The sequence below is a fragment of the Shewanella sp. UCD-FRSSP16_17 genome, assembly GCF_001675935.1.
In the GTDB taxonomy this organism is placed as follows: Bacteria; Pseudomonadota; Gammaproteobacteria; order Enterobacterales; family Shewanellaceae; genus Shewanella; species Shewanella japonica.
This window is the reverse complement of record NZ_LZFV01000002.1, coordinates 206,040-231,632: the sequence shown is the minus strand read 5'-3', so window position 1 is coordinate 231,632 and position 25,593 is coordinate 206,040. Positions and strand designations below refer to the sequence as shown.

Here is a 25,593-nt window from a genome sequence, read left to right as displayed (position 1 = left end):
ACGACTTGTTATATATACATTTACGCCTGACTAGATTGCTTTAAATTATTAAGTAAAACAAGACTTAAACCAATTATTGGGATATTTGTAGTTACAGGATTGAATGCTTCGATTAATAATTGAGGTTGCAATACTGCGACAAATATTAATAAACCAATTAACCCTAATACATTTAAAATTAAAACCCATTTCGAACGATAGAAAACAAAGAACACAATTCCAAATATTACTTCTCCAATTCCTGCTGATTGAGTAATTAAATCAGAAATCTCATTTGAAAAGCATAAACTTGCTGTCATAAGCTTTTCCATAGGTGCTATGTGAATTAACTTTGGGAATATCCCGTGATAGATCCAACTAAAGCTCACAATAAATCGTGCGATTTGAATTGATGACAACTGAAGACTTCCTTGTATATATAACGCCCCAATAAGGGGCTGATAATGCATGGCTAAACTGTGTAGCGAAGCGAAACCGAGCCATGCTTTAGCAGTCCCGCTTGATTGGCTTGTTATATTGCGCTCTTAGCCAAGCCTTGGTTTATTTTATGTTGCATATAAATAACATGGAAAATTGATGTAATAAACGGGTTTAACCAGAGCTTGTCACCTTTTTTAGAGCCTGCTATTAAATTAATACGATGCCGCACCATAACGATCCAAGTTACATCGAAAACACTGGATATAGCGTGGATACCAATTGAGCTTTTTAGAATAGTAAGATCATGATAATTAGCTAAACCATAAATCAAACTTCCTAATGAAATAGTGAATAAAATAATGGTTGTTGTAATAAATAAGTTGGATATTTTAAGTTCGGTATGTTGATTGATTTGGCTTGTAAAACGATAGAGCTTATAAATTAAATAAGAGCCTATAGTAAACACACATAGAACGAGAGTCTTAAGTACAGAGTCAGTTTCAAATATATCCGAAAATCCTTTTTTCATTTATTCTCCAGTGCTGAAAGTAGACTGAGCCTATGTAGCAATATAACGCCCTAATAATGGGCAAAAAATTGTTGGCTAAAATGTTGAGGAACGAAAACAGCCAACTGTTTTTTGTCCTTATTTATTAGCTTGTTAGGTAACGTTTACACCTTACTGAAACAGGCTTGTATGTCTAGTTCTAACTGCTTACCAGCGAAATCATTTTTAGCACGTGTTGATAATATACGAACTGACTGAATAATATTATCAATTATAAGCTGTACCCTAGAATCATCAGTGCCAGCACTAAATTCGTCATAGCTTATTCGTAAACGAAAATCCGTGGAGTTTGACTTTCGCTTAAAAAGTTTACGCTCTTTATACCAACCAGCCTCTTCCATTTCAGGTGACAACTTAGCAATTATAGGGATGATGTTTAGCTCTAAAACCTCTTCACCGTAGTTACCTTTAGCTAATAATGGAGTCAATTTCTCTTCAATATAAGTGCTGGCTAATTGAAACTTTTTATCAATTAAATCGTTTGGTCTCGTTCCATCTATTTCACCACTTAAGAAGAATTTCACACCATACCCTTTGAGTTACCTAACAGCTTATTATATAGCTGCTCGATAATGTTCCTGACAAAAATTCAACTTAGTAGCAACGATACCAAGCCAACCGACTGTTTAGTATTGATAAAATGAAAATGTAAGACCCGTTTTATTAATATCAAGCCCGCAAAAGTGAGCGCTTTGATGTAGAGGTCTCTACAACCTTTTATCAATAACTTTAGATTCAACAACTTATCAAAAAACTAGCAGTTTATCGAGCATAAATCACCCGATTTTTTGCTCACTATACTCGCGAGTCATCTGCGTACAATTATAACTGTGTTTCTATCTAGTACTTCAAAGTCAGATTTAGTGCGCAATACATTAGAAAAGATAAGGGGATATTTCCGCTCACTGCCACATGAGTTTCTCTTGCTAGCTCGTTATGGGGCATAAATGAGTTACGAACAGCAACTATGAAATTCATTTATCCCTGCTCAAGTATCGAAGACCATCACTTCAATCTAATCCATTGCCTGCCGCAGGCTTATGTGCAGATGCATCCAAGACACGCCGTAAACACATCCATGTGGGCTCTGCGAAAACATCCATGTTTTCGAAGGTCTTGAACGCATCTACACTGGGATTATTGTCTCTTCGATTTGGCATATTCGTGTCAATTAAAAACTACAAAGACCAAGAATCTAATCAGCTAAAAGACTCAATTTGGGTTGAGGACGTTGAAGAAAATAGGGTGATGCTCACATGGATGTGAGCATAGCTTTCGCGGTGCAGGGATGCACCATCGGAAGCGTTAGCATTTTCGAATAAGTCTGAAGTTAACAACAAACGAAGTTAAAAGCTGGAGCAATCCCCATCGAAAATTATGCGCTTTTTAGCATTTTTCGGCGGGGCAGCGGGGTGTTCCAAGAGGGTATTGCTGTTGATACCCTTTTGGTCTGGTGTGGGCGAAGCGTCACGACGTTAATCTAAACAGAGTTTGGAAACACAGGCTGAAACCCTGATATCAAAATCAGCAGTGGGCAGAAAACCCACGACGTTAATCCAAACGGAGTTTGGAAATACAATGGCCAAGAACACAAAAATTAGCTAACCAGCCGATAACACTTTGGTCACGCTATTCAATCTATTTCGCCCCTGAGCTTTAGCTTCATAAAGTACGGTATCAGCCTCAGAAATAATATTATCAATGAGCTTGCTCATATCATCAGGTTTGAATTGATTAAAGAGAAAATGACAAGCGCCTATTGAAACCGTTATGGGTTCAGCTGTAATACCAATGGTGGCAATATTTTCCATTACTCGTTTGCAGACAATAGAGCATTCTTCTTGAGCAGTATCAGGTAACCAGAGTAAGAATTCTTCACCACCAAATCGAGCGACAAAATCATAGTCACGCAGCGATTGAGTGATTTTCTCTGCGATCGCCACTAATGCATCATCACCCGCTTGATGACCATAGGTATCATTTAATTGTTTAAATCTATCAATATCGAGAAGGGCAATGGTTCCATGTCCCTGGCTGCGGCTTAATCTGTTCAAATCTTTGTGCAATGTCTGATGCATGCCACGTCGGTTAGGCACATTGGTCAAGCTATCAAAGTTGGCTAAATGGTGTAATTCTTTGTTTAATGCTTTTAGTTGTGCTTCTTGTTCTCGACGAATCAACTCTACTTCAACCCAAGAAGCCATTAGCTGCAAGGCATCAATATCAACATCGCGAAACATTCTCGGGTAAGGGGTAGGGCTGGAAAAATTGAGCGTGCCATAAAGTTGGCCGTTTAAGCGAATAGGGATACCTATATAGGACTCAAGGCCAAATGCTTGGTATGCAGGGTGAACTGCTAATGTATCATCTTCACCCATATGTTCAATCCCAACAGGACCTTTAGCATTGCAAGTCATGCTGCAGTAGGTTGCATTTAAATCAAAGCAGTCGTTAGGATTTAACGGCACTTCATCTGGTGTGACGCAATATTTAACCACATATTTGTTTTGATCTATTTTAGATAAAATTGCAATGTCTAAATCAAAGCGTTCAAGGCCCATTTTTAACAGTTCTAAAAGCTGGTGCTCAAAGCCTTTACTATGATCTTGGGTGACTTGGTATAACCTGCGAATGACGAGTTCACTGCTTGATTCATTGGTCATTAATTTCATCCTTGCAATTAATTGGGTCACCCAAGGTGAGTGAAAAGGGGGAACAAGTATCTTATAATTTTTGTTCTAATAGTTATTTGTAAATACCCACCCAATGCTAATATAAAACGATTTATAAAAGTACGCATTTTTAATGAGTTGAGTATCAGAATATAAATAAGTTGAGTCAGAGTAAACAACATTTTAGAAAACTAAAGTATTAGCAATATTGTCGCTAGGTTAAAGAACAATTTTCATTAATATGAGAGTAAAGTGATGGCTTCGCTAAAAGGCTGCAAACTTCTTATCCACTATTATTTTCGAGTGTGATGAGAGAGTAAAGAAAGGGGCTAATAGCCCCCAGTTCATAGATTTTATAAATACTTTTGAAACCAGCTGACTAACTCTTGGTTCATTTGTTCTCGACTATCTCTTAGATAATGATTATCGGGGTAAAGTACCAGTTTATGGGGAATACCATATTGGGTTAATGCATCTGCAAGTACAATGGATTGGTTTGCGGCAACTCGTTTATCTTCAGTTCCGTGTATTAGCAAGATTGGTACATTGGGAGAGAGGTTTTTAGTCCAATTGATTACCGAGCGCTTTGATAATTCTGCATCTTTTTTGAGTTCATAATAAGGAATTCGTTTCTTATAAACATTTTCCATTTCTGGCCGTTCTAGTAACCCTTGTTGTAAATCTGATACACCTGCAATAGTAGCAATTGCTTTGATGCCGCTTGCTTGTTTCATGGCTAAATGTGTCTGCATACCGCCGCGGCTGCCTCCGTACATGCCAATGCGCTGCGGATCTGCGCCTTTAATATTGGGGATTAAATCGAGTAGAGCAATAACGTCACTCACATCTTTTCCGCCAAATTCATCTTTAGCACTTGGCTGCTTAACATGAACTCCACGGTATTGACTCCCGATGATGACAAAGCCTTGCTCTACAATCGGAAATAATTCGTACATCATTGTGCCAAAGACAACACTGCCAAAGTTGCCGTTACCACCGCGGTTATAAATTAAAACGGGTAACTTAGCTTCAGACTCTTTGGGTTTTATGACATAGCCCATCACCTCGGTATTATTTACCGTATAACTAAATGTGCTACAAGATAAATTCGCTTTAAAGTGATTGAACTTTTCTGTGCCAAATGTGGCATCAAATTGTAATAATGCTTTATTGAATTTGTGTTCAATTTTTAATTTCTTTCGATACTTTTCTTCCATGAATTTATGCCAAGTATCGTAGTCAGTAAAAATAGAGCTAAAGCAATTCTTTTGATTACTGATGCGATCATCGTTAATTAACTTATTTGCTTGAGCGCTGAAGGAAGAGAATAAGAAGGTAAATAGTAGAATATACTTTATCACGTGAACTCCATGTCTGTGATTAAACTGCTTTTGATGTATATGTAATAGGCCAACTAACTTAAGTGATTGATAAGATTAAATCAACAGAGAGAATATGTTTAATAAATTCAAGTTTAACGGTTTTTCGAATGTTCCATTTGAATTGAGGTAAGCAAGAAAATCGCATGAGTCTGGCCACGGCCTTTTCTCGCACATCCATGTGCTTCAAGGCATTTAGTGCATCCTGTACTTAAGATGCCTGCTAGCTTTCGAGGGGAAGGGTGACTTTTTGGCATCCATCCCATCGTGACATTTGTAATTCCCTATACATCAGACACCCCAACGGAAGCGTTAGTGATTTTTGCAGCTTGCTRTAGCAGGCTGCAAAAGAAGGTTAACGCAGGATGATTCTCCGTTGGAAATTTTGCTGTTTAAATTTCGCCGGAGCGCTGAGGGATTGTTAAGGGGGACAAGCGCTTTCCCCCTTAGCTCTGGTGTGGGCGAAGCGCCACGACGTTGACCTTAATCCAAACGAAGTTTGGACAATTGGTCAAATCTCAGTCAAAAGTTGATCAACAGCTCAATATCAAACGTATGTTTGAATAGTTTCTGCTTTAGATAAAGAAAGACATCAATAAGGGGCATTAAAAAGCCCCTTAGAATCGAAACTCTAAAGGGCTAGTCAATGCTCTATGTTGCAAGTGATCTACAAGAGCTGTTTTGCGCTAACAAAACATCAAGGGTAACGTCCAATAGCGTCAGCAAGCAATTGCATACTTATTCTATCTTTCGTTGTATTGCTGCTAATGGGTGTCTAAAGCTAAGGCACAAACGAGAGCAACAATATAAAACGGTTTAGTACGCTTGGTACATTTCAACAAATACTTTTTTGTAGCTGTTGATGAAACGCTCAAATAATTTAGTCATGTGCTAAATCTCCACTCAGTAATATTAAAATTAGTAGAGTTGGGGATGCAACTTGATGTCCATTTTGTTCAAGTCCAATCGACCTTCTCTGAATACGAGGAGAATTCTATATTCTCCTTATAAAACACTCAAACGAAATAAATTAATCTTAGCTATTAGTATAACTTATCCAAAGCTCAGTATTTCTATTGGTTAAAATGTTCTTAATGTTTTTATCTTGCTGATTTTTATTGTGATTTAATGTTTGGTGATATCTGTTTAGGTGTAGATAATCTAAGCCTTAAATGTTAAATGTTTATTTTTTGCTTTAGGAGGGCTTTGATTAGTTTTAGGTGGTTTAGAGATGTTGATTTTACAAAAATGTAAACAAATCCCTAGCAGCTATTTGCGCTGGGGTCAACACCTAGTAAGTGGTACTTTGCGCCCATGCTCAAAACCCGCAAAAAACCACATTTTTATTGCTGAATATGTTGATTGGAGTCAAATTTCGGTGATATAAATTACAGGTCTACAGTATTTGATTTTTTATTTAAGTTGTTGATATTTAATGATTAATCATTATTGGTGGTTTTAGTTTTGTAGTGTTAAGTCACTTTTTACGCTTAAGTGTGATAAATGTCTCATTTACGAGGTGTTTTAACAAGATAAACTACCCACGAGATTGAGATGAAATAAAGCTTGTGTTTAACAAGTTGTTAACGTGGCAATATTGCTACTTAAAGTATTTTAAATTTTTTCCTGCAATGGCACTTGTTGTGATTGATGGGAATCATCATGGCATTTGGATGTACCGAGTAAGGAGTCGCCAATGATTATTGAAGAGGTTGTAGAGCTGTCACGATTGCAGTTCGCGCTAACAGCCATGTATCACTTTCTGTTTGTACCTTTAACCTTAGGTTTAGCCTTTATTTTGGCGATCATGGAGTCACTTTATGTGATGACTGATAATCAAATTTATAAAGATATGACTAAGTTCTGGGGTAAGTTGTTCGGGATTAACTTTGCACTCGGTGTGACAACCGGTTTAGCAATGGAATTCCAGTTTGGTACTAACTGGTCATATTTCTCACATTATGTGGGTGATATCTTTGGTGCCCCATTAGCAATTGAAGGCTTAATGGCATTCTTCTTAGAGTCTACTCTAGTGGGTATGTTCTTCTTCGGTTGGGATCGTTTCAGTAAGCGTCAACATTTAGCTGTAACTTGGTTAGTTGCTATTGGCTCTAACATGTCAGCGCTATGGATTTTGATCGCAAACGGTTGGATGCAAAACCCAGTTGGGTCAGTATTCAATTACGAAACAATGCGTATGGAAATGACTAGTTTTGCTGAAGTGGTATTTAACCCTGTAGCACAAGTTAAGTTCGTTCATACGGTTGCATCAGGTTATGTTGCCGGTGCAATGTTCGTTCTTGCAATTAGTTCATACTACATCCTTAAAGGCCGTGATTTACCATTTGCGCGTCGTTCATTTGCGATTGCAGCAAGTTTCGGTATGGCAGCGATTTTATCGGTTATCGTACTGGGCGATGAATCTGGCTATAAAGTAGGTGAAGTACAACGTGTTAAGTTAGCGGCAATTGAAGCTGAATGGCACACTGAGCCAGCTCCAGCAGCATTTACTGCGGTAGGTTTCCCGAATCAAGAAAAAATGGAAACTGACTTTGCCCTAAAAATCCCTTATGCGATGGGTATCATTGCTACGCGTTCTTTAGATGAGCAAGTCACAGGTATTATCGACTTAATTGATGAACATGAAGTGCGCATTCGTAACGGTATGATTGCTTATTCATTCCTTGAAAGACTACGTGCAGGTGACGAAAGTCCACAACTACGTGAAGACTTTGAAGCGGTAAAAGGCGACTTAGGCTATGGCTTATTGTTGAAGCGTTATACTGAAAATGTAGTTGATGCTACAGAAGAGCAAATTAAAGCTGCTGCGAAAGACTCTATCCCTAACGTTGCGCCTATGTTCTGGTCATTCCGTGTGATGGTTGGTGCTGGTGTGATTATGTTATTCGTGTTTGCTGCGGCATTCTGGCAAAGCACGCGTCACAAGATTGAAGAAAAACCTTGGGTACTTAAAGCGGCGCTATACAGCTTACCACTACCTTGGATTGCGATTGAGTGTGGTTGGTTCGTGGCTGAGTACGGACGTCAACCTTGGACGATTTCAGAAGTGTTGCCGACCTTTATGTCTGCATCAAGTCTAACAACGTCTGATCTATGGTTCAGTATCATTTCTATCACTGTGTTCTACTCGATTCTATTAGTGATTGAATTGTTCTTAATGTTTAAGTTTGCTCGTCTTGGCCCATCAAGCCTTAAGACTGGTAGATATCATTTTGAAAACCAAGATGCTTAATCTGAGGACCTGATTATGTTTGATTATGAAATGCTAAGATTTATCTGGTGGGCTCTGGTTGGCGTATTGCTAGTTGGGTTTGCTGTGACAGATGGTTTTGATATGGGTGTGGGTGCGTTATTACCTATCATTGGTAAAGATGACACTGATCGCCGTATTATGATCAACACCATTGCTCCTCACTGGGATGGTAACCAAGTTTGGTTAATCACCGCTGGTGGTGCATTATTTGCTGCTTGGCCTATGGTTTACGGTGTATCTTTCTCTGGCTTCTATGTGGCTATGATGTTGGTACTGTTTGCGTTATTCCTACGTCCTGTTGGTTTTGATTACCGCTCAAAAATTGAAGATCCAAGATGGCGTAAGTCGTGGGATTGGGCGTTATTCGTTGGCGGATTTGTTCCACCACTGATTATTGGTGTTGCGTTTGGTAACTTACTCCAAGGCGTACCGTTTAATTTTGACGAATTTTTACGTGCGACATACCACGGTGGCTTAATTGGTTTATTAAACCCATTCGGTTTACTTGCTGGTTTAATCAGTGCATTAATGGTGATGATGCAAGGTGCATCATGGCTACAAATGAAAACTGAAGGTGAGCTACGTGTTCGTGCTGCTAAAGCGGCGCAAATTTGTGGCTTACTTGTGACGGTACTATTTGCTGCTGCAGGTGTTTGGTTAGTTAATGGTATTGATGGCTATGTTATTACTTCGGTAATCGACACTGCGGGCCCTTCAAACCCAACGACTAAAACCGTTGCTGTTGAAGCTGGTGCTTGGTTAGCTAACTACGATAAATACCCGCTAACAATGTTATTCCCTGTATTGGGTCTAGTTATGCCGATTCTTGTATTACTCGCTAGTCGTTTGAATCGTAGTGGCTTTGCATTCTTATTTAGTTCACTCGCTATTGCAGGTATTATCGTGACATGTGGCGCAGCAATGTTCCCGTTCATCATGCCTTCATCGCTTGATCCAAACGTGAGCTTAACGATGTGGGATGCCACAGCAAGTGAAATGACTCTGAACGTTATGACTTGGGCTGCGATTATCTTTGTACCTATCGTATTAAGCTACACCATTTGGACGTACTTCAAGATGTATGGTCGTCTAAACCGTGAGTTTATTGAAAAGAACAAAGCGTCACTTTATTAATTAAGGAGCCATTATGTGGTATTTCTCTTGGATACTAGGTGTATTACTAGCCTGTGCTTTTGGCATCATTAATGCGCTTTGGCTTGAAAACACTGAAAACTTAGATCGTATCAGCGAAGCTGATGCAAAAGATAAGTAAGTAATTTGAGCTGATAAAAAACCCTGCCATAGTGCAGGGTTTTTTATTGCTTTATTAACTCAATGAAGGCCAGCTGTTCATGCTAACTCTTAATAGGAACACTCTAAATCGCGAATTGATTATGGGGTAATTGCTTTTATTGATATTGAGCAGCAGTAATAAATTGGCCGAAACTTTCGCACCAAATAATGACGGTATTGTAATCGCCAACATCAATATCCTTTGTAATTGGCACTAAAAAATTATCGAAGGTTTTGACGTCAGCCACTTGCACCATAGAGGACTTTAGACGATTAAAGTCGGCTTCTGTTTCAACAAACTCTTTAGCAAGGTATACCTTAAAGTCAGGCCCAGGTGATAGCTTACCGTTTAAGGTAATGTAATCATCGCCAATCATCACTGTTCCTTCTCCCCAGTGCAGTGCATCGCTGTCTTTAAGGTCTCGAGTGAACTCTGCAGTGTAGCGTTGTTGGGTATCTAACGATGCGACTTTTTCACTTGAAGGCGCATCAGGCGCAGTTAAAATCGGTAAGGCATAAATGCCACCACCAAAACCAATAGCAAGAGCCAAAGTGTGAGATGCGAGAAGGGCAGCGAGAGTTCGTTTTTTCATATTGATTCCGTTTTTAACACCATGGACTAACATCAAATACACTGTGTGTTAGGCTGTTTGTTCAAATAAAAAAGGCATGTACCTATGGGACATGCCTTTATAAAGACCTGAGTTATCAGGATATTATTTCAAAGAAACGCATTAGATTTTAAAGAAATTAATTTTAGTATTCAGTTCGCTGGCAAGAGAACTGAGTCCATCAGCCACATCGACGGTTTCGCTAGCGCGTTCTTGTCCTTCGTTTGCGAGTGTCGATATTTGATGTAGGTTAAGGGTGATTTCGTCAGCGACTGCACTTTGCTGCTCTGTTGCACTCGCAATGCTGCTAGTGAAGGTGGCAAGCTCACCAATACTTGCGGTGATTTGGCTTAACTGTTCACTGGTCTCAAAGCCTTGTTCTGCCGATTCAGTGCCGAGTCTATGGCTGTCTGACATTTGCTGACTGGTTACCTTAACTTGCGCTTGCAGTTGGCCAATGGTTTTACTGATTTCGGAAATCGAACTTTGCGTGCGCTGTGCTAATGATCTTACTTCGTCAGCGACAACCGCAAAACCTCGTCCTTGCTCGCCTGCTCGAGCAGCTTCAATAGCAGCGTTTAGTGCCAGTAAGTTAGTTTGCTCGGCAATACTATTAATCACTTCTGTGACCTGATTAATTGCTTCACTCTCTTTACTGACATTTTCAATGTTATCTTGGCTTTCATTAAGCTGGGTTTTAAGCGCATTCAACGACTCAACAACGTCAGTAAGCTGCTTATGACCACTACGAGAGGATTGATCCACTTGTTGGCTCTTGACTGCCCCTTCGTTCGAGTGACTAGCAACATCTCGAATAGAAGCTGACATCTCTTCAATTGCTGTGGCAATTTGGTTCGTTTGCATCATTAACGATGCCGATTCATCGCCATTTAACCTTGCCATCTCTTGGGCTTTTTGAGCCTGTGACTCAAGGGTCTCTACTGAGTGCTGCAGCGAGAAAATCAGCTCTTTTAAGTTGTTTGACATGTCGGCAGCACTGAGCGTAATTAAATCTATTTCGTTCTTGCTCTTAGGATCACTGACTTCAAATTGCTGGGATAAATCACCTTTACCTAAGGCTTTCAGTTGTTGCTGGAAACGCTGCAAAGGCGCTAATGCTTTTATTTGCAGAGCGGCTAATAACCCACTTATTAGCAGTATCCCTAACACGGCAACACCAGTGGTAATATACAAGAGTTGTAGGCTCTCATTATTAAGCTCAGCGGTTTGAGTTAATCCTATTAATGTCCAGTTCCACCCCGGTATGTTGATACTGTTAGCAAACATTTGCTGTTGTTGGTGGTTAACGTATTCAACGCTTTGGTGGCGGCCCAATAACTGGTTGATGTCTAGGCCATTTAATATGTCGCTATTTAATGCTTCACCCGTGGCGAAGTTGGGATGCGAAATCAGTCGTTGGTCATTGTTGCGCACCAACATGTAATGACCTGTTTCTTCAACTTTGAGGTTATTAATTGTCTTTTGCAGCTCAGAAATTGAGTCGGTGATATCAAAACCAATATACAAAATACCGATGACTTCATTGCTGGCATTTTTGATTGGTCGGTAAACGGTCATGTAGTCTTTACCAAATAGTTTGGCGTAACCTTCATATTCATGACCGTTTATCAATGTTTGGTAGCCAGGGTGGCTACTACCTAGGTAAGTTGCCAATGCCCGTTTACCATCGGCTTTTTTCAGTGAAGTCGAAATACGAAGAAAGTCATCGCCGTCTTTTACAAAAATGGTGGCTGTGCCGCCAGTTAAGTTTGAAAAACGATCTACTTTACTTTTGGTGGCGTTAATTTGCTCTTTTTCATGTACCAGCGCAGGTGTTTGAGTGCTGTAAACTCTGACGGTGCGATCTGGTTTGTGAAAGTTTCCAGGGTACATTGCACGTAGTATGTCGGCATTACGGCGGGCTAGGGCAAGTAAGCTTGTGTACTGCAGCTCAATTAGCGCTGCATTGCTCTGCATTTGCTCGTTCATCGAGTCGATGGCTTTTTCTTTTAATACGTTTGATGAGCTGAAATATGACACGGAAGAAATGATGCTGAAGACTAACACCGTCAGCGCTAAAGAAAAGTACGTTATTTGTTTTGTTAGAGACCAACTTCGATAATTCATTTGATAGTTTCCGAATTAAAGGTCACTCCAATCTAGAGCAAATAATACCAAGATGACTTGATTGAGATCATGTCTAGATTGAGTAAATTCGTGAATGTGTAATTGGCGATTCTATAATAAAAAACGACGCATTAATGCGTCGTTTTTTGTTGGTTAGTAGTTGATTATATTAAACTTGTACGGGCGACAATATTTCAGAATTCTGTTGTTTTTTCTTCATTAAAATAAGGTACATGGTGGGTACCCAAATAAGTGACAGCATAGTGGTGAGTAATGTGCCGCCCGCAATTGCAATGGCAAAGGGTGGCCAGAATCCGCCGCCAGCAATGATCAAGGGTAAAAAGCCGCCAATGGTGGTGATAGTGGTTGAGCCAATGTGTCTGCCACAGCCACTCACTAAGGCTATAATGGTGTCTTTATTGCCTAACCGGGCCTCTGGTACGTCTTCTAATTCAGCTAAAATCACAATAGCAGCGTTAATGGCTAGACCCATTAGGCCCAATAAGCCAATGATGACGGTAAAGCCGAACGGATAACCAAACAGGTAAACGGCGAGTAAGCCAAGCCCTGCAGACTGGAAGGCACTGAGTAAGATAATGGCGGTTAATCTGAATGAGTTAAACGATAACACCACAGTGGCCAATAGCAGTGTGACTACCACAACGATATTGGACAGCAAATTACCAACGGCTTCGTCCCGTTTGGCACTTTCACCACCAATTTCAAGATGATAACCAGACGGTAACTCAATTTGTTCTAACCTTGTTTTAACGTCATTAAGCACCTTACCGGGTAAAACTCCACTGACGATGTATGCTTCTATTGTGTTCACTCGCTCGCCGTTACGGCGAGGAATACCGCCACGACTCACATTAATTTGGTTTTGTGATACTGCTGAAAGCGGGATGGTGTCTCCTTGGCTAGAGACTAAGTTAAGTTCTGCTAGACGCGTTGCTTCTTCTCTAGACGTATCAGCAAGCCTAACTCGAACAGGTAATGACTCCGTTTGCTCTAAAATGCTGCCGCCAATAATACCTGTGGTCGCCATTTCTATTTGCTTAGCGATATCAGATAAACTGAGACCACTCATTAAGCTGGCATCTTCGTTTATTTGTAACCAGACTTTAGGTGATCCTGCACTCAAGGTGGCACGGGTATGAATCACATCCTCTGTGTCCATCAGTAAGCCACGCGCTTGCTCGCCTAACTGGTTTAATGTATCCAATGACGGGCCATAGATCCGCAGTTCTACTGGTGCATTAAATGGTGGGCCTTGTTCAAGCTTTCTGACCAAGATTTGTGCCTGAGGGAAGTCAGCATCAAATTCTTGTTGCAGCGATAAAATCAATCTATTGGCAGCGTTAAAATCAGTGACTTTCACCATAGCTTGAGCATAGTTTGTTGCCCCTTGCTGACGTTGGGTAAGGTTGTAATAAAACGAAGGTGTATTACCGCCAACCACCCAAGTGATCATTTCAACATCGTCAATCGACTCAAGACGTTCATCAATGCTTTTAACTTGTTTGAGGGTGTTATCTAGGCTGACATGAGGCGCTAAATAGACTTCAATTTGGAACATATCTCGGTCTGAAGGCGGAAAGAATTGCTCGGTCATTTTTGTCGAAGCATAAAAGCCCGATACCGGTAATATTCCGATGAGTATGGCTGTGACTAAGGGTTTTGATAAGCCAAAGCGTAAACTAGCTTTAAAAGCGTGTCCTAGGCGGGGAAAGGCCATGCCTTTTTGGTACCAAGCCATGGACTCGTTATCTTGACTAAAGCGTCCCGCAAGGCCTGCAATAATCGTGTGGGAAATGAGGTAAGACCCTAACAAAGCGAACATGACTGAAATAGCAATGCCACCAACAAACTCACCAGCAGCGCCAGGCATGAGTACAATTGGCGCAAAAGCTAACATCGTGGTGATAGTAGAGCCTGCTAAAGGCAACCAAAGGTGATGCAAGGTTTTACTCACAGCCTCAAGCTTGGTTAGCCCTTGCTTGCGGCGCTGGGCAATGGCATCGACAATCACAATGGCGTTATCGACCATAATCCCAAGAGCAACCACTAAGCCTGTGACTGACATTTGATGGATGGGTAAGCCGGTGTATTTCATGCAAGCAAGGGTGAAGAGCGCAGTTAGCGGTAGTGATAGCGCCACAATAACGGCGTTACGCAGCCCGAGTGTTAACATTAGTACAAAAAGAATGATCAAAAAGCCTTGGATCAGATTGATGACTAAGTCGCCAAGACGAACACTGGTATAAGCTTGTTGATCAAATAGCCATTGCACCTCAATGTTAGCAGGCAGGTTTGCACTATAGCTTTCAACTACCTGACTCACTTGCGCTTGCCATTTATCAACACGGTTATTATCAATCATACGTGCTGAGACTAGTACCCCAGGTTCGCCATTAATTAAGGCGATACTCGTCGCTGGCGTTTTAGGTTGGCGGCTAACATTGGCAACATCTCCAAGGCGAATAATTTGGCCGTTAGCATCAATTTTCAGCGGTACTTCGCTGACACGAGTAATAGAGTCTAGCTCACCTGACACCTCAATTAAGGCTTTAAACGTGGCATTATTGATTTCACCCGCTGAAATTTTACTGTCAGCGTTTGACAGAATGCTTGCAATACTGGCTGGGGTTAACTTGAGTTGGCTGATTTTATTGCCATCAAGTTCTACTAATATTTCTTCATCAGGTGTGCCTGATAATTTTACAAAATCAGTGCCGTTTAATACCCGAAGCTTGCTTTGTAACTCTTTAGCGTAGCGGTTTAGCACATCAGTACGGATGGGGGTGTCGCTGTTCCATACCAAGCCTAAAATGGCTGTGTTGGCATAACCTGTTTGATCGTCCAATAAACTATTTTGCGCCGATGTGGGCAGTTGATATTTACTGTCTGCAATGAGATCTCGGGCTCTAGACCATACGGGAGCAGTATCAAGTACCGTGTCTTTTAACTCCAATTGAATCACTGAAATGCCAGGACGAGAAGTGGATTGCACCAGCTTTAGCTCTTCTAGGCGGCGCAGCTCATTTTCTAATACTTCAGTGACTAACGCTTCGACACGTTCAGCTGAAGCGCCAGGGTACTGGGTAATAACCGAAGCAAAGCGATTGGTTATGGTGGGATCTTCTGTGCGAGGCAAACTACTAATAGCGCCTAAACCAGCCACCAATAGTAATGCAATCATAAGACTGGCGAGTCTGCCGTTTTCGACAAAGGCCTTAATCATAATGACCTCGCCACAGTCTCAGAAGTGGGATTTACACGCTGTCCTACCACCAGTTTATGCAAGCCTTGAGTAATAATTACATCGTCTTTTTGAATTGCACCATTAATGTAAGCTTGTTTTTCTGTGGTATATAAAATATCAACGTCTCGGCGTTCTATTCGGGCTTGTCCTTGTTCATTTTTCGTGACCACAAAGACATTCCATAAGCCTCTAACACCGTCGGTAAGCGATGAGATTGGCACCCAATATCCCGCATCAGCGATTTGCTGTTGATACTCAAGGTAGGCAATTTCGCCATTAATCACTTGGCTATTGTTGGGTAAGTCGATACGTAATTGAACAGTACGAGTGACAGGGTCTATTTCGGCGCTGATACCAGCGATTAAGCCTTTATGGGTTTGGTCTCCAATGCGAATATCAACGACTTGATTTGATTTAAGCGTTTGAGCGACGCTATGCGGAACACCAATATAGGCTTGCTGTTGATTTGTGCCGATTAAGGTAAATACTGGGCTACCTAACGCGATCACTTCACCTAAATTATGATGACGTTTGCTGATGGTGCCATTAAATGGAGCGACTAATGTTGATTTCTCAAGTTTAAGTTCTGTGGCGTATAGCGAGGCTTTAAGGCGTTTTTGATTGGCTAAAAGACTAGCGACTTGCTGCTGGGTTTCATCGAATTGCTGCTCAGAAACATACTGCTTTTTTTTGAGCTCAATGGAGCGTTCCAAGTTACTTTGGGCTAAATCTAAATCCGCTTGGGTTTGCTGCAGTGATGCACTTAATTGTTGCTGCTCAGCTTCAAGTAATTGGGTGTTTAAGGTGGCAAGCTTTTGCCCTTTAATCACAGTATCACCGCTGTCGACGATAATGTCACTTAGCTTGCCTGCAAGTTCAAATCCTACACCTGTGGTATCAGCTGAGCGGACAGTGCCGGTGTAACTTTGCTGATGTTGATAACTTGAATTAAACCGTAAGGGTTGGGTGATGACATTCGGCACAGCCACAGAAGGCGTTGGGATGGTTTCATCATTGCCGCAACCACTTAGCAGCAAAAATGAAATGACAATACTGAGTGCGGATAATGAACGTGTCGCTGTTTTCATGGGAACATTCCTATTGCTAATGCAACTTCCAAGGCAAATCATAGCTATTGTATTGACCTGCGAATGACATCTGTGTGATGCTCAATAATTAAAACTAGACTGTCTAGTCCATTTTAGGCTTAGTTTATGGTCAAAAAACTAGACTGTCCAGTCTAATTTGTGATTAAATGTTATCGTTGTTGTTTAGTTGTAAAGCGATAACGTGCGCCTGTTGAGACAAAAAAGAAGAGTTTATGAGCAAAATTTCTGATATTCCAGTGACATGTAATCATGACTTGCCGCGAACAAGAAGTGAGCAAAAAAAAGCAACGATACTGCAATCGGCCATTGAGCTTTTTTGTGTTCAAGGCTTTCCGAGCACCAGTATGGATATGGTGGCGAAGAAGGCAGGCGTATCAAAGCAAACGGTTTATTCTCACTATGGATCTAAAGATGAGTTGTTTATTGCTGCTATCGAATCTAAATGTGTTGTTCATCAGTTAACGGGCAACTTACTAGAAGACGCGACAAATCCTGAAAATACAATTCGTACCTTTGCGCACCAGTTTGGCGAGCTAATCATTAGTGATGAAGTCGTTGCTGTATTTAAAACCTGTTTGGCTCATGCTGAAACTCACCCGAATTTATCCAAGCTTTATTTTGATGCTGGCCCCAAACACATATTGGGCTTATTAAGTGAGTACTTGGATGAAGTCAACAAACAAGGCGTTTTTTATTTTGAAAAGCCGCATGACTGTGCTGTGAGGTTATGTTTAATGTTGTTTGGTGAGGTAAAGCTTCGACTAGAGCTAGGCTTAGATGTGAGCGATTTAATTGCAGATCGAGAGCAATATATAAACGATAGCGTTAACTTATTTTTAACGGCTCACCGTATTTAATATTTGAATGTAAATCAGTGCTTTTGTGTCATGCTAAAACTGTGTAATATCTCATAATATATTGAAATTGTGATCCAAATTGGTAGTGCCTTGGTATTACCTTTTGCTATTGAGTATTAATCATTTCGACCACAATAATAATGAGAAAGGAAGCAGTTAATGAAAGTTATTCCAAGCTTGTTCCAGGCTAATCAGCTTGACGTAAGTTCTGTTAAAAAAGTGGTTAAGTTAACAGCGCTTGCTGGACTTCTCCTTACTCCTCAAGTTATCGCGAGAGATTACTCCCCGTTTAAGTTTCATGTCTCGCGCACTTCCACAGACTCAGCCCAAGTGGGTGACACTAACGCTGAGTTACAACGTGATGTTTGGCGCTTAAAGTTATCGGGTGCGATGCCAATCAACAAAGAGTGGATGATCGGCGCTAATATTGGTTACGACAATTTAGATTATGGCTTTAAAAACATCGATAGCGGTGTGTTGAACGGCCAAGTCACGCCTTGGAATTCAATCAATAAGTACAGTGCTGGTTTGTCACTGATTTACCGTCCAAATCAAAATTGGATGTTTATGGTTGCGCCTAAGCTGCAATATTCTTATGCCAATACCGCATCATCTTCAGATGCACAAAGCTATGGTGTAGTTGGCTCGGCGATGTATCGTTTTGAGTCTGGCAACATGCTCGGCTTTGGTGTGGCATATCTTAATGATATTTCAGAAGTTAAAACCGTACCTTACATTGCCGTGCGCTGGAAAATTACTGATAAGTTAACGCTAGGTAACCCCTTTGAAGCGGGCTTTAGTGGACCTGCTGGTCTTGAGTTGACTTATAATTTGAATGAAAAGTGGGATTTTGGTTTAGGGACATCTCGACGCACAGAGCGCTTTTTGATTTCAGATGCTGAGCAAACCATTGAAGTGGAAGAGTGGGTGAGCTTTTTAAGAGCGGGCTGGAATATTAGTAATAAAGCGACAGTGAATGCTTACGGCGGATATTTCTTTAACAGCGAAATGGAGTTAAGTCAGCCTGAAGTGACTGATGAGCTAGAAAATCAAGCCGCAATTGGTTTAGCGTTCGATATTCGATTCTAAATATCAGATTCAAAGCTAAAACAGTATAAAGAGATGTGAAGCTGGTTAGGTAATTCTAATATCTACAAAAAGGATATATATGAAGAAATGGATTTTCATTTTACTGTTAGCAGCTTCGTTTAACGCCTTTGCCAAAGACAAATCATACTCAAGTTTTTGCGAACCAGTAAATGAGTACCTGACATCAAAAAGATTAGAGTTAACATGGTCAAAAAATGACTGGGACTCTATTAAAAGAGATACTCCATTTTCTATTAAAGTAATTAACTCAGTCATTCCTGTTATTGATCTGACTGATTTCACACTAATAGAGCCATTTCCTGAAAACACTTGGTTTTTTGGTTCAGAAGATAGAGGTATTGCATTTTTAATTACAGTGGATAGATTTGGAAATAAGAAACTCAATGAAATTAATAGTTCTCCATTGGGTCCTAAAATCATAGAGATATTAAATCATGAGCAACGTCAAAAGTTAGAAATGTTTTATCAAAATACAGTTCATGACATTGTTCGTAAAGGTTATGAAATTACACCATCAATACTCCAGTGCGATAAAATTTTTGACGAAGAAAGCTTTAAAAAAACCGTAGATGTTAATTGGTTTGAAAATTGGCAGACGTTGTTTATTAAGGATGTCGCATTTTACAGAGACACAGACTTTGTTTACGACATTAATGGCAAAGACTATGGTGTATTAGGGAACAATAGTTTCAGTATTATCGTCAAGGAAAGTGATTATAGTCTTACAATTTATGCAAATTTTGAAGATTCTGCGGTCGTCAGACAGCACTTTTTTAACTTCATGCAAGCTATCAAACATAAAGAATATAATTTGGTTGATTGGAATTATTTTGGAAAAGAAGAACCAAAACCTTTAACTCTTGAGCCTTAATGTCAGAGTTTCTATCTAATTTTACAAGTGGCTAAATTTTATTTGTACAAGTATGAAAATACCACATAAAAAATTTTTTTAGCTTGGTAATAAATATTCTTATCTTAAAACGAGAAAGCCTTACATCTGCATGAAAGGCTTATGATACCAATCTATCGATAGACTATTTAGCCAACATATTTTTACGTAAGCTTTTTTGAGCAGGGTCGTCACCTAACCAAATCTTCAGCAATGCTTGTCTAAATGCTTCGCCTTCAATAGTGGCTTGTTCAACGCCGTTTTTAAAACTGGTTACGCCAGCACCTTTATGAGTAACAAAGGTAAATTGATCCCCCTTGCTGACTTCTTCAGTAAATAGGCCCATAAACTGAGTGATTTCAGCTTGTATTGGACTAATGTCACCGTCAGTTGCGCTATCAAAACCCTCGTTAATGGCATCGACCATTTTATCTGAGGTGATCATGCCAGAAGTAATGTTAAGGCGAACAACTGCTATTGGTTGTCCTAATACAGACGTTAAATCGGTTGCTGGCGTTGGGATATAGAGGCTGCCAACATACAAATCCATAAAGAATTTACTGCGAACACCTGCGCCATTTAATGCAAGAGATTGCTCTGCGATTGTCAGGTTATCTTCAAGTTCGACACCTGATACGGTTTTAGCTTGTACTAGCGTCGATGAAAATAAACTTGTTGAAAGAACAGCGGTTAGAGCGATTGTTGAAAATGCTTTCATAGAGGACTCTTTTTATAATTGTATTGATAGGGCCTGTTGAACTTTGCTGGTTAAGTTTTGTTCGAAATAAAAGTGTTTTAATTAAGGCGGATGGATTGATGCCTAGTCATCTAAGCACTTCTTTATTTAAAAAGATTCATCCAACAAAGAGTAAAACACTTTTAGTTGACCCCTTTGGGCAGCGTTTGTTGTCCATTTTTACTGCGTTATCGACTTTTTATGTAGAATAACTACACCACAAAGTCTCTGCCTTGTATAAATGGATAACAATTCGCTGCAAAAATAACCTTGAAAGATCAACAGGCCCTTGCCACGCTGATAAGTTTGAGTAAACGTGGCTAATCGGTTTTTAGCTGCGCATCCCTAGCTTATATTGTCCATTTTGTTCAAACATGATTGCTTGTTTTTTCTTGGGAGCAATCAGGATTGGACCGTCATCGAAAAACAAAAATGCTTTCCAATTACGGGCAAACACCGCCCAAGTGGTTTCAATAATTTGATATTTTTCGTAGCAGAAGAACACTTGGGTATCGTCGTCCCAATCGATAAATTCAGCGATGGGCTCTAGCAATGCATTGTCATCAGAGTCCCATGCAGATTGCCAATGTTCAGTTTGTTTCCAAGCGTCTTGTTTGGCCGCCCAGTCACCTTTAGAGAATAATTCAGCACGATTACACTTATTACTTATCCATTGATTCCAGACAGTCATCGCACTCTTATCGGTAAGTGGCTTGATTAACGCTTTATCTGTATCTAACACAGGTAAATCTTTATGGTTAAAAATCCACTTGCGCTTGTATGCATCTAATGGGATGTAAGTGTGTGCCAAAAATAGCTCCTAGGTCTGAAAGAGATGGGTCTGCATTAAGACAGGGATTATAACGACTCGGTCATCATAGTGCTAGGGCTGTAGGGCAGGGTTATATTAATACAACAAGAAAGCTTGATGCGCAGCACTCACGGGGGAGTGTAGCGCGCCGCGCACCAAACTTTTAAACTCTAAATCGTCTGATCAGCGAATGAAAAATGCCGATAGTGTTTTCAAGTGATTCACTGGCTGTAAGCGATTTATTCGCTGCATTGGCAGTTTCAGATGCGCCGTCTGCGATATCGATAATCTGTTGGTTAATGTGTTCGGCCACGGCGCTTTGTTCTTCGACAGCAGAGGACATTTGAAAGGTCATATCGGTAATATTAACCACCGCATCTTTAATTTCATTCAGGGCATTACGGGTATTTTCAACGACTTCCACACCGTGTTTTGCTGCAAGCTCACCTTGGGTCGACATTTCTACAGCGCTGGTGGTTCTTTGTGAGAGCTGGTTAATGACGCTGTGAATTTGGTCGGTTGATTCACGAGTTTTCAAAGCTAGGGCGCGGACTTCATCAGCAACCACACTAAAACCGCGGCCTTGCTCACCTGCGCGAGCCGCTTCAATAGCAGCATTTAACGCTAATAGGTTGGTTTGATCTGCAATGGATGAAATGAGATTAGCGGCTTGACCGATTTCAGCGGTTGAGTCAGCTAATTCCTTAACGGTAACAGCAATACTGTCGACGGTATGACTGAGTTGATGAATTGATGACAAGGATTCATCAGCCAGCTTTGAACCTGCATCCACAAATTGAATGGCGTTTTCAGCGCTATGAGAGTTTTCCTCAATTTTTTGGGCGACTTCTTGAATCGCTTGAGACATTTCGGTGATAGCTGAAGCAATCTGTTGTGTGGCAATACCTTGTTGTTCTACGGAGGTCTGAGTGACGGCGACTTGGGTTTTACTGATATTAGAGATGTCACCTAAACCCGAAACCGACTCGTTAATGCGAGTTAACGCAGTGCGGCACCTTGCCATTTCGCTGATAAAGGCAAGCTTTGCTTGAGCACTCATGCCGACATCGTCAAAGTAGGTTTGGGCTACGGTAGCGTCTGCGAACGATTTAGGGCTGATATCCAGTAGGTGCTGCCAATAACTGGATTGCTGTTTAAGACTCCATAAGCTGCTAAGCAAAGCTGTTGCCAGCGTTGCAAATAACCCAGTGTGATTGCCTTGAAAGCCGAAGTATCCCATCAGCGCTAGGCTAGGTAGAACAATTGGCAGTATCTTTACCAGATGATGACTTAGCTGAGTCATTAATGGGGCTGCTGATTTCCCTGCGAGAATCCGTAAATAAGCCTTGGCTGCTCGCTGTTTTTCTGATGGTTCGGCGCTAACCCGTACTGACTCATAACCCACTAAGGTTTTGCCATCATATACAGGGGTAACAAACGCGCTGACCCAATAGTAATCGCCATTTTTGCGGCGGTTTTTAACTAGCCCCATCCACACTTTTCCTGCTTTTAGTGTCTTCCACATAGTGGCGAAAACGGCTGCTGGCATATCAGGGTGGCGAACTAGGTTGTGTGGTTTACCAATGAGCTCTTCGCGACTATAACCACTGGTATCGATAAAAGCTTGGTTGCAATGGGTAATAATCCCTTTGGGATCGGTACTGGAAACGAGTGGGGTATCTGATGGAAATAAATATTCTTTATTGCTTGCAGTATGAGTGTTCATAGTTCTTCTTATTATTAACTGCTGATGTCGCAAAAATGAGCTAAACGTGACGTTTATCTCAAAATGTGTCAAGAATGTAATGCAAACTTAATGAGATTTAAAGTAGCTAAAACAACTGCTTAGAGATGTTTTTTAGGAGGATATGCTAAGGAGTATAAAAACCTTAATTTAAACAAGTGTTTAAACGGGATTAATGAACAATTGAGTTAATGTTAGGTGATACAATTTGTTGCAGTTTTTGTGTGGGCTAGCGTTAAATTTAAGGTTTTCAGTTTGTTATGGGCATAAAAAAGCCCTGCAAAATAGTAAGCAGGGCTAGATAGTATCTTTATTGCTAAGTCATAATGCCGTCAGACTTACAAACCATTTTGGTATTGCAGATAAGTAGACTCTGGCACCATTTTGGCTAACGTATCACTGGCATTACGATGCCCATCGAGTAAGGCTTCAAATTGCTTAATGAGCGCCACTTTATCAGGTGACTCTCTATCGCCAGCACCAATATTGGTTAGATCAATCATAAAGCCATCAAACATATGGCTTAAATCTTCAATAATGTCAGTATTTAAAAATTGATCTTGATTATAAATACTTGGGTAACCTGCTTTTTGTTTATCAATGGCAAATGAGTCACCTTTGAGGTTTTTGATGCTAGTTGATTTGTCACAGGACAACATACAGCCATTATCAATTCTTGGCTTTTCACAGCCAACACTTTGCTGGAAGAAACACTGACGGCTAGCCATTAATAAAATTGGATGATAAATACTGTAGAGCATCTTAAAGTTATTTGGTCTGGCTATTTGCTTAATTTGTTGGCGATTGATTTCGTTTGAAATAAAGGCGCCGCTACACTCAAAGCCTTCTTGTAATGCTAATAGTGCATATGAATTAGTCGTATTTAGGAAGGGCCCAGCAATCCACTTAATGCCTAATCGATTAGCATGATAAGCGATACCAGTATTGTTCGTAACGATTAACGGCGGCTTCACTTGCTCAAGAATATTCAATGCGACATCGTAATCTTTACCAATTAGCACAGGCGGGAACCAAGGTATTAGACGAGGATTTTGCTGTAAAAAGTCGACATACTTGGTGCAACCACGTTTATAAGCATCGGGTAATTTAAAGTAAATATCCCCGTCAGTGATGTTGGCTAAATCTGCGTCGGCTTCATCACAAATCAACATTGAAAGCGCCGGCTTTTGGCCTTCAGGTTTTGGGTGGCGTGCAAGCTTTGGCAATTCCACTTCTGGGATGACTTCAATACCATCGTTTAAATAAGCTAATAACTCATTTTTCAGCGTGGTGATTTCACGATAAGGGATACTCATGCCATCAGTGAGGTCTTGGGTGTTTAGCTCGACTAAATCATAGTTGGCGTTATTAATATTTTTAAAGCGCTTTTCAATGGCTTCTTGATCAACGCTTAATTTTTCACTCGGGCGCATTAAACTAGTTGAACTCAACACAATTGTCTTCGAGTCAATATCACTTAAATCACTGCTATTTTGCTCAGTGGTTACTGTCAGTGTTAAGGGCTTTTCTTGTTCGCTGGCAAACGTTAACTTGAGTTTAATTTTTTCAATACTCAAATGCGCAATTTTGTCATCGACCGAGGCATTGATTTGTTTTTTATCCACTTGCAATTGTTGCTGTGCGTCATGGATTTGGACGACTGAAATCGATTCGCCTTTTTCGGCTTTAAGCTTATCGACCAAATGATTTTTAGAGTTATCACGTGGGTTATCAATAAACATCGATTGGTTTAAGTCACCACGTAAAAATGCATTGGTGAAATCACGGTTAAAGACTTTATAAAGTCGTTCGCCATCTTGGGTGAGTTCTCCGGTTTCTATATAGCCATCGATTTGCTTACGGAAACTGTCGATAACGGTATGGACGTAGCTTGCGCCTTTGATCCGACCTTCAACTTTAAAGGAATAAACACCCGCATCAATGAGTTTAGGTAAGTCAAAAAATGCTGAGTTATCTTTAATGTTTAACGGGAAGTTATTGCCCGACTCAGTGGTTTCGTATTCTTCACGACAAGCTTGGCTGCAGCGGCCACGGTTACCTGAGTTACCTGCACTAGCAGATGTTGAGTAACAAAGCCCTGAAAATGCCACGCACAATGAGCCATGAACAAACACTTCTAATAAGGTATCGTGCTCTTTTGCTACCGTTGCAAGTGCGGTTATTTCTCTTAAGTTTAATTCTCGAGATAAGTTAACTCGGGTTGCACCTAAGGTCTTTAAAAATGGAATTTGGCCAGCATTATGAGTGGTTAACTGAGTTGATGCATGAATATCCAGCGTAGGGAAGTGCTTACGCAATACGTACAGTAAGCCCATATCTTGAACGATAACGCCGTCTAATGTGGTGTTAACCAATTTGTTGAGTAGTTTTATGAGTGTTTTAAACTCTTGCTCTAAAATCACAATGTTCAAGGTTAAAAATATTTGGCAGTCATATTGATGAGCCAATCTAATTATGCCAACTAACTGATCGAATGAAATATTAGCAGCACGGTTACGGGCATTAAAAGTATCTAGGCCGCAATAAACAGCATCTGCTCCAGCTATAATGGCCGCTTTAATTGCATCGACATCACCACCTGGGGCTAATAATTCAATCTTAGATTTCATGCTTTATAAGGTTCTCAGTTAATTTTAATGGGGGGATGTTACCCGTATATGTTGCGAATGAATATGGTTAAAGTACATAATTAATTAGTAAACCCGTA

At 40.5% G+C, this 25,593-nt stretch carries 19 protein-coding genes; 6 read left to right on the top strand and 13 right to left on the bottom strand.

The annotated features are described in order from the left end of the window. Positions 1–20: 20 nt before the first annotated feature. The 5 genes from A9267_RS05905 to A9267_RS05885 all read right to left on the bottom strand — a co-directional run bounded on the left by A9267_RS05905 (position 21) and on the right by A9267_RS05885 (position 5,021). Positions 21–449 (bottom strand): DoxX-like family protein, encoded by a 429-nt coding sequence (locus A9267_RS05905; RefSeq protein ID WP_065108582.1) that lies wholly within the window; start codon positions 447–449, stop codon positions 21–23. 62 nt (positions 450–511) lie between these two features. Further along, entirely contained in the window at positions 512–949 is a 438-nt protein-coding gene (locus A9267_RS05900) for a hypothetical protein (protein WP_065108581.1), read from the bottom strand. A 143-nt stretch (positions 950–1,092) separates the two neighbouring features. Beyond that, positions 1,093–1,512, bottom strand: coding sequence for an Imm44 family immunity protein (locus A9267_RS05895; RefSeq protein ID WP_065108580.1), 420 nt, complete (start codon positions 1,510–1,512; stop codon positions 1,093–1,095). A 1,077-nt stretch (positions 1,513–2,589) separates the two neighbouring features. Then, positions 2,590–3,651, bottom strand: coding sequence for a sensor domain-containing diguanylate cyclase (locus A9267_RS05890; RefSeq protein WP_065108579.1), 1,062 nt, complete (start codon positions 3,649–3,651; stop codon positions 2,590–2,592). Positions 3,652–4,013: 362 nt separating this feature from the next. Further along, positions 4,014–5,021, bottom strand: coding sequence for an alpha/beta hydrolase family protein (locus A9267_RS05885; protein WP_065108578.1), 1,008 nt, complete (start codon positions 5,019–5,021; stop codon positions 4,014–4,016). Positions 5,022–6,735: 1,714 nt separating this feature from the next. Here A9267_RS05885 and A9267_RS05880 point away from each other — a divergent pair. From A9267_RS05880 to cydX, 3 genes are read left to right on the top strand one after another with little or no spacing between them, the layout of a single operon-like run. Beyond that, on the top strand, positions 6,736–8,292 hold the full coding sequence (locus A9267_RS05880; RefSeq protein ID WP_065108577.1) for a cytochrome ubiquinol oxidase subunit I: 1,557 nt from the start codon (positions 6,736–6,738) through the stop codon (positions 8,290–8,292). Positions 8,293–8,307: 15 nt separating this feature from the next. Beyond that, positions 8,308–9,447: a cytochrome d ubiquinol oxidase subunit II gene (gene cydB / locus A9267_RS05875; RefSeq protein WP_055025093.1), complete on the top strand. Its 1,140-nt coding sequence runs from the start codon at positions 8,308–8,310 to the stop codon at positions 9,445–9,447. Between the two features lie 13 nt (positions 9,448–9,460). Beyond that, complete coding sequence (gene cydX, locus A9267_RS05870) at positions 9,461–9,586, top strand: cytochrome bd-I oxidase subunit CydX (protein WP_063124246.1); 126 nt, start codon at positions 9,461–9,463, stop codon at positions 9,584–9,586. Between the two features lie 136 nt (positions 9,587–9,722). Here cydX and A9267_RS05865 read toward each other — a convergent pair whose 3' ends face one another. From A9267_RS05865 to A9267_RS05850, 4 genes are all read right to left on the bottom strand, one after another. Then, a complete protein-coding gene (locus tag A9267_RS05865) occupies positions 9,723–10,199 on the bottom strand; it encodes a DM13 domain-containing protein (protein ID WP_055025092.1) in 477 nt (158 codons plus the stop codon). 141 nt (positions 10,200–10,340) lie between these two features. Then, positions 10,341–12,344 (bottom strand): methyl-accepting chemotaxis protein, encoded by a 2,004-nt coding sequence (locus A9267_RS05860; RefSeq protein WP_065108576.1) that lies wholly within the window; start codon positions 12,342–12,344, stop codon positions 10,341–10,343. Positions 12,345–12,513: 169 nt separating this feature from the next. Next, positions 12,514–15,588, bottom strand: coding sequence for an efflux RND transporter permease subunit (locus tag A9267_RS05855; protein WP_065108575.1), 3,075 nt, complete (start codon positions 15,586–15,588; stop codon positions 12,514–12,516). Further along, positions 15,585–16,697: an efflux RND transporter periplasmic adaptor subunit gene (locus A9267_RS05850; RefSeq protein WP_065108574.1), complete on the bottom strand. Its 1,113-nt coding sequence runs from the start codon at positions 16,695–16,697 to the stop codon at positions 15,585–15,587. The genes A9267_RS05855 and A9267_RS05850 overlap by 4 nt, the downstream gene beginning before the upstream one ends. A 233-nt stretch (positions 16,698–16,930) precedes the next feature. Between A9267_RS05850 and A9267_RS05845 the strand changes: the two genes are divergently transcribed. From A9267_RS05845 to A9267_RS05835, 3 genes are all read left to right on the top strand, one after another. Next, complete coding sequence (locus tag A9267_RS05845; RefSeq protein ID WP_055025088.1) at positions 16,931–17,575, top strand: TetR/AcrR family transcriptional regulator; 645 nt, start codon at positions 16,931–16,933, stop codon at positions 17,573–17,575. 159 nt (positions 17,576–17,734) lie between these two features. After that, positions 17,735–18,664 (top strand): DUF6268 family outer membrane beta-barrel protein, encoded by a 930-nt coding sequence (locus tag A9267_RS05840; protein ID WP_065108573.1) that lies wholly within the window; start codon positions 17,735–17,737, stop codon positions 18,662–18,664. A gap of 79 nt (positions 18,665–18,743) precedes the next feature. Next, positions 18,744–19,556, top strand: a complete 813-nt coding sequence (locus A9267_RS05835) for a hypothetical protein (RefSeq protein ID WP_065108572.1) — start codon at positions 18,744–18,746, stop codon at positions 19,554–19,556. Positions 19,557–19,719: 163 nt separating this feature from the next. Here A9267_RS05835 and A9267_RS05830 read toward each other — a convergent pair whose 3' ends face one another. From A9267_RS05830 to A9267_RS05815, 4 genes are all read right to left on the bottom strand, one after another. Continuing rightward, positions 19,720–20,292, bottom strand: coding sequence for a chalcone isomerase family protein (locus tag A9267_RS05830; RefSeq protein ID WP_065108571.1), 573 nt, complete (start codon positions 20,290–20,292; stop codon positions 19,720–19,722). A 349-nt stretch (positions 20,293–20,641) separates the two neighbouring features. After that, a complete protein-coding gene (locus A9267_RS05825) occupies positions 20,642–21,121 on the bottom strand; it encodes a DUF2947 domain-containing protein (protein ID WP_055025085.1) in 480 nt (159 codons plus the stop codon). Between the two features lie 163 nt (positions 21,122–21,284). Continuing rightward, complete coding sequence (locus A9267_RS05820; RefSeq protein ID WP_065108570.1) at positions 21,285–22,847, bottom strand: methyl-accepting chemotaxis protein; 1,563 nt, start codon at positions 22,845–22,847, stop codon at positions 21,285–21,287. Between the two features lie 356 nt (positions 22,848–23,203). Next, the gene (locus A9267_RS05815) at positions 23,204–25,495 is read right to left on the bottom strand and encodes a peptidase U32 family protein (protein ID WP_065108569.1); all 2,292 of its coding nucleotides are present in this window, start codon (positions 25,493–25,495) and stop codon (positions 23,204–23,206) included. Between the last annotated feature and the right edge of the window lie 98 nt (positions 25,496–25,593).

Coding starts and splice junctions, on each gene's coding strand:
- A9267_RS05905 (WP_065108582.1), bottom strand. CDS start 449: ATGCATTATCAGCCCCTTATTGGGGCGTTATATATACAAGGAAGTCTT.
- A9267_RS05900 (WP_065108581.1), bottom strand. CDS start 949: ATGAAAAAAGGATTTTCGGATATATTTGAAACTGACTCTGTACTTAAG.
- A9267_RS05890 (WP_065108579.1), bottom strand. CDS start 3,651: ATGACCAATGAATCAAGCAGTGAACTCGTCATTCGCAGGTTATACCAA.
- A9267_RS05880 (WP_065108577.1), top strand. CDS start 6,736: ATGATTATTGAAGAGGTTGTAGAGCTGTCACGATTGCAGTTCGCGCTA.
- cydB (WP_055025093.1), top strand. CDS start 8,308: ATGTTTGATTATGAAATGCTAAGATTTATCTGGTGGGCTCTGGTTGGC.
- cydX (WP_063124246.1), top strand. CDS start 9,461: ATGTGGTATTTCTCTTGGATACTAGGTGTATTACTAGCCTGTGCTTTT.
- A9267_RS05865 (WP_055025092.1), bottom strand. CDS start 10,199: ATGAAAAAACGAACTCTCGCTGCCCTTCTCGCATCTCACACTTTGGCT.
- A9267_RS05860 (WP_065108576.1), bottom strand. CDS start 12,344: ATGAATTATCGAAGTTGGTCTCTAACAAAACAAATAACGTACTTTTCT.
- A9267_RS05855 (WP_065108575.1), bottom strand. CDS start 15,588: ATGATTAAGGCCTTTGTCGAAAACGGCAGACTCGCCAGTCTTATGATT.
- A9267_RS05850 (WP_065108574.1), bottom strand. CDS start 16,697: ATGAAAACAGCGACACGTTCATTATCCGCACTCAGTATTGTCATTTCA.
- A9267_RS05845 (WP_055025088.1), top strand. CDS start 16,931: ATGAGCAAAATTTCTGATATTCCAGTGACATGTAATCATGACTTGCCG.
- A9267_RS05840 (WP_065108573.1), top strand. CDS start 17,735: ATGAAAGTTATTCCAAGCTTGTTCCAGGCTAATCAGCTTGACGTAAGT.
- A9267_RS05835 (WP_065108572.1), top strand. CDS start 18,744: ATGAAGAAATGGATTTTCATTTTACTGTTAGCAGCTTCGTTTAACGCC.
- A9267_RS05830 (WP_065108571.1), bottom strand. CDS start 20,292: ATGAAAGCATTTTCAACAATCGCTCTAACCGCTGTTCTTTCAACAAGT.
- A9267_RS05820 (WP_065108570.1), bottom strand. CDS start 22,847: ATGAACACTCATACTGCAAGCAATAAAGAATATTTATTTCCATCAGAT.
- A9267_RS05815 (WP_065108569.1), bottom strand. CDS start 25,495: ATGAAATCTAAGATTGAATTATTAGCCCCAGGTGGTGATGTCGATGCA.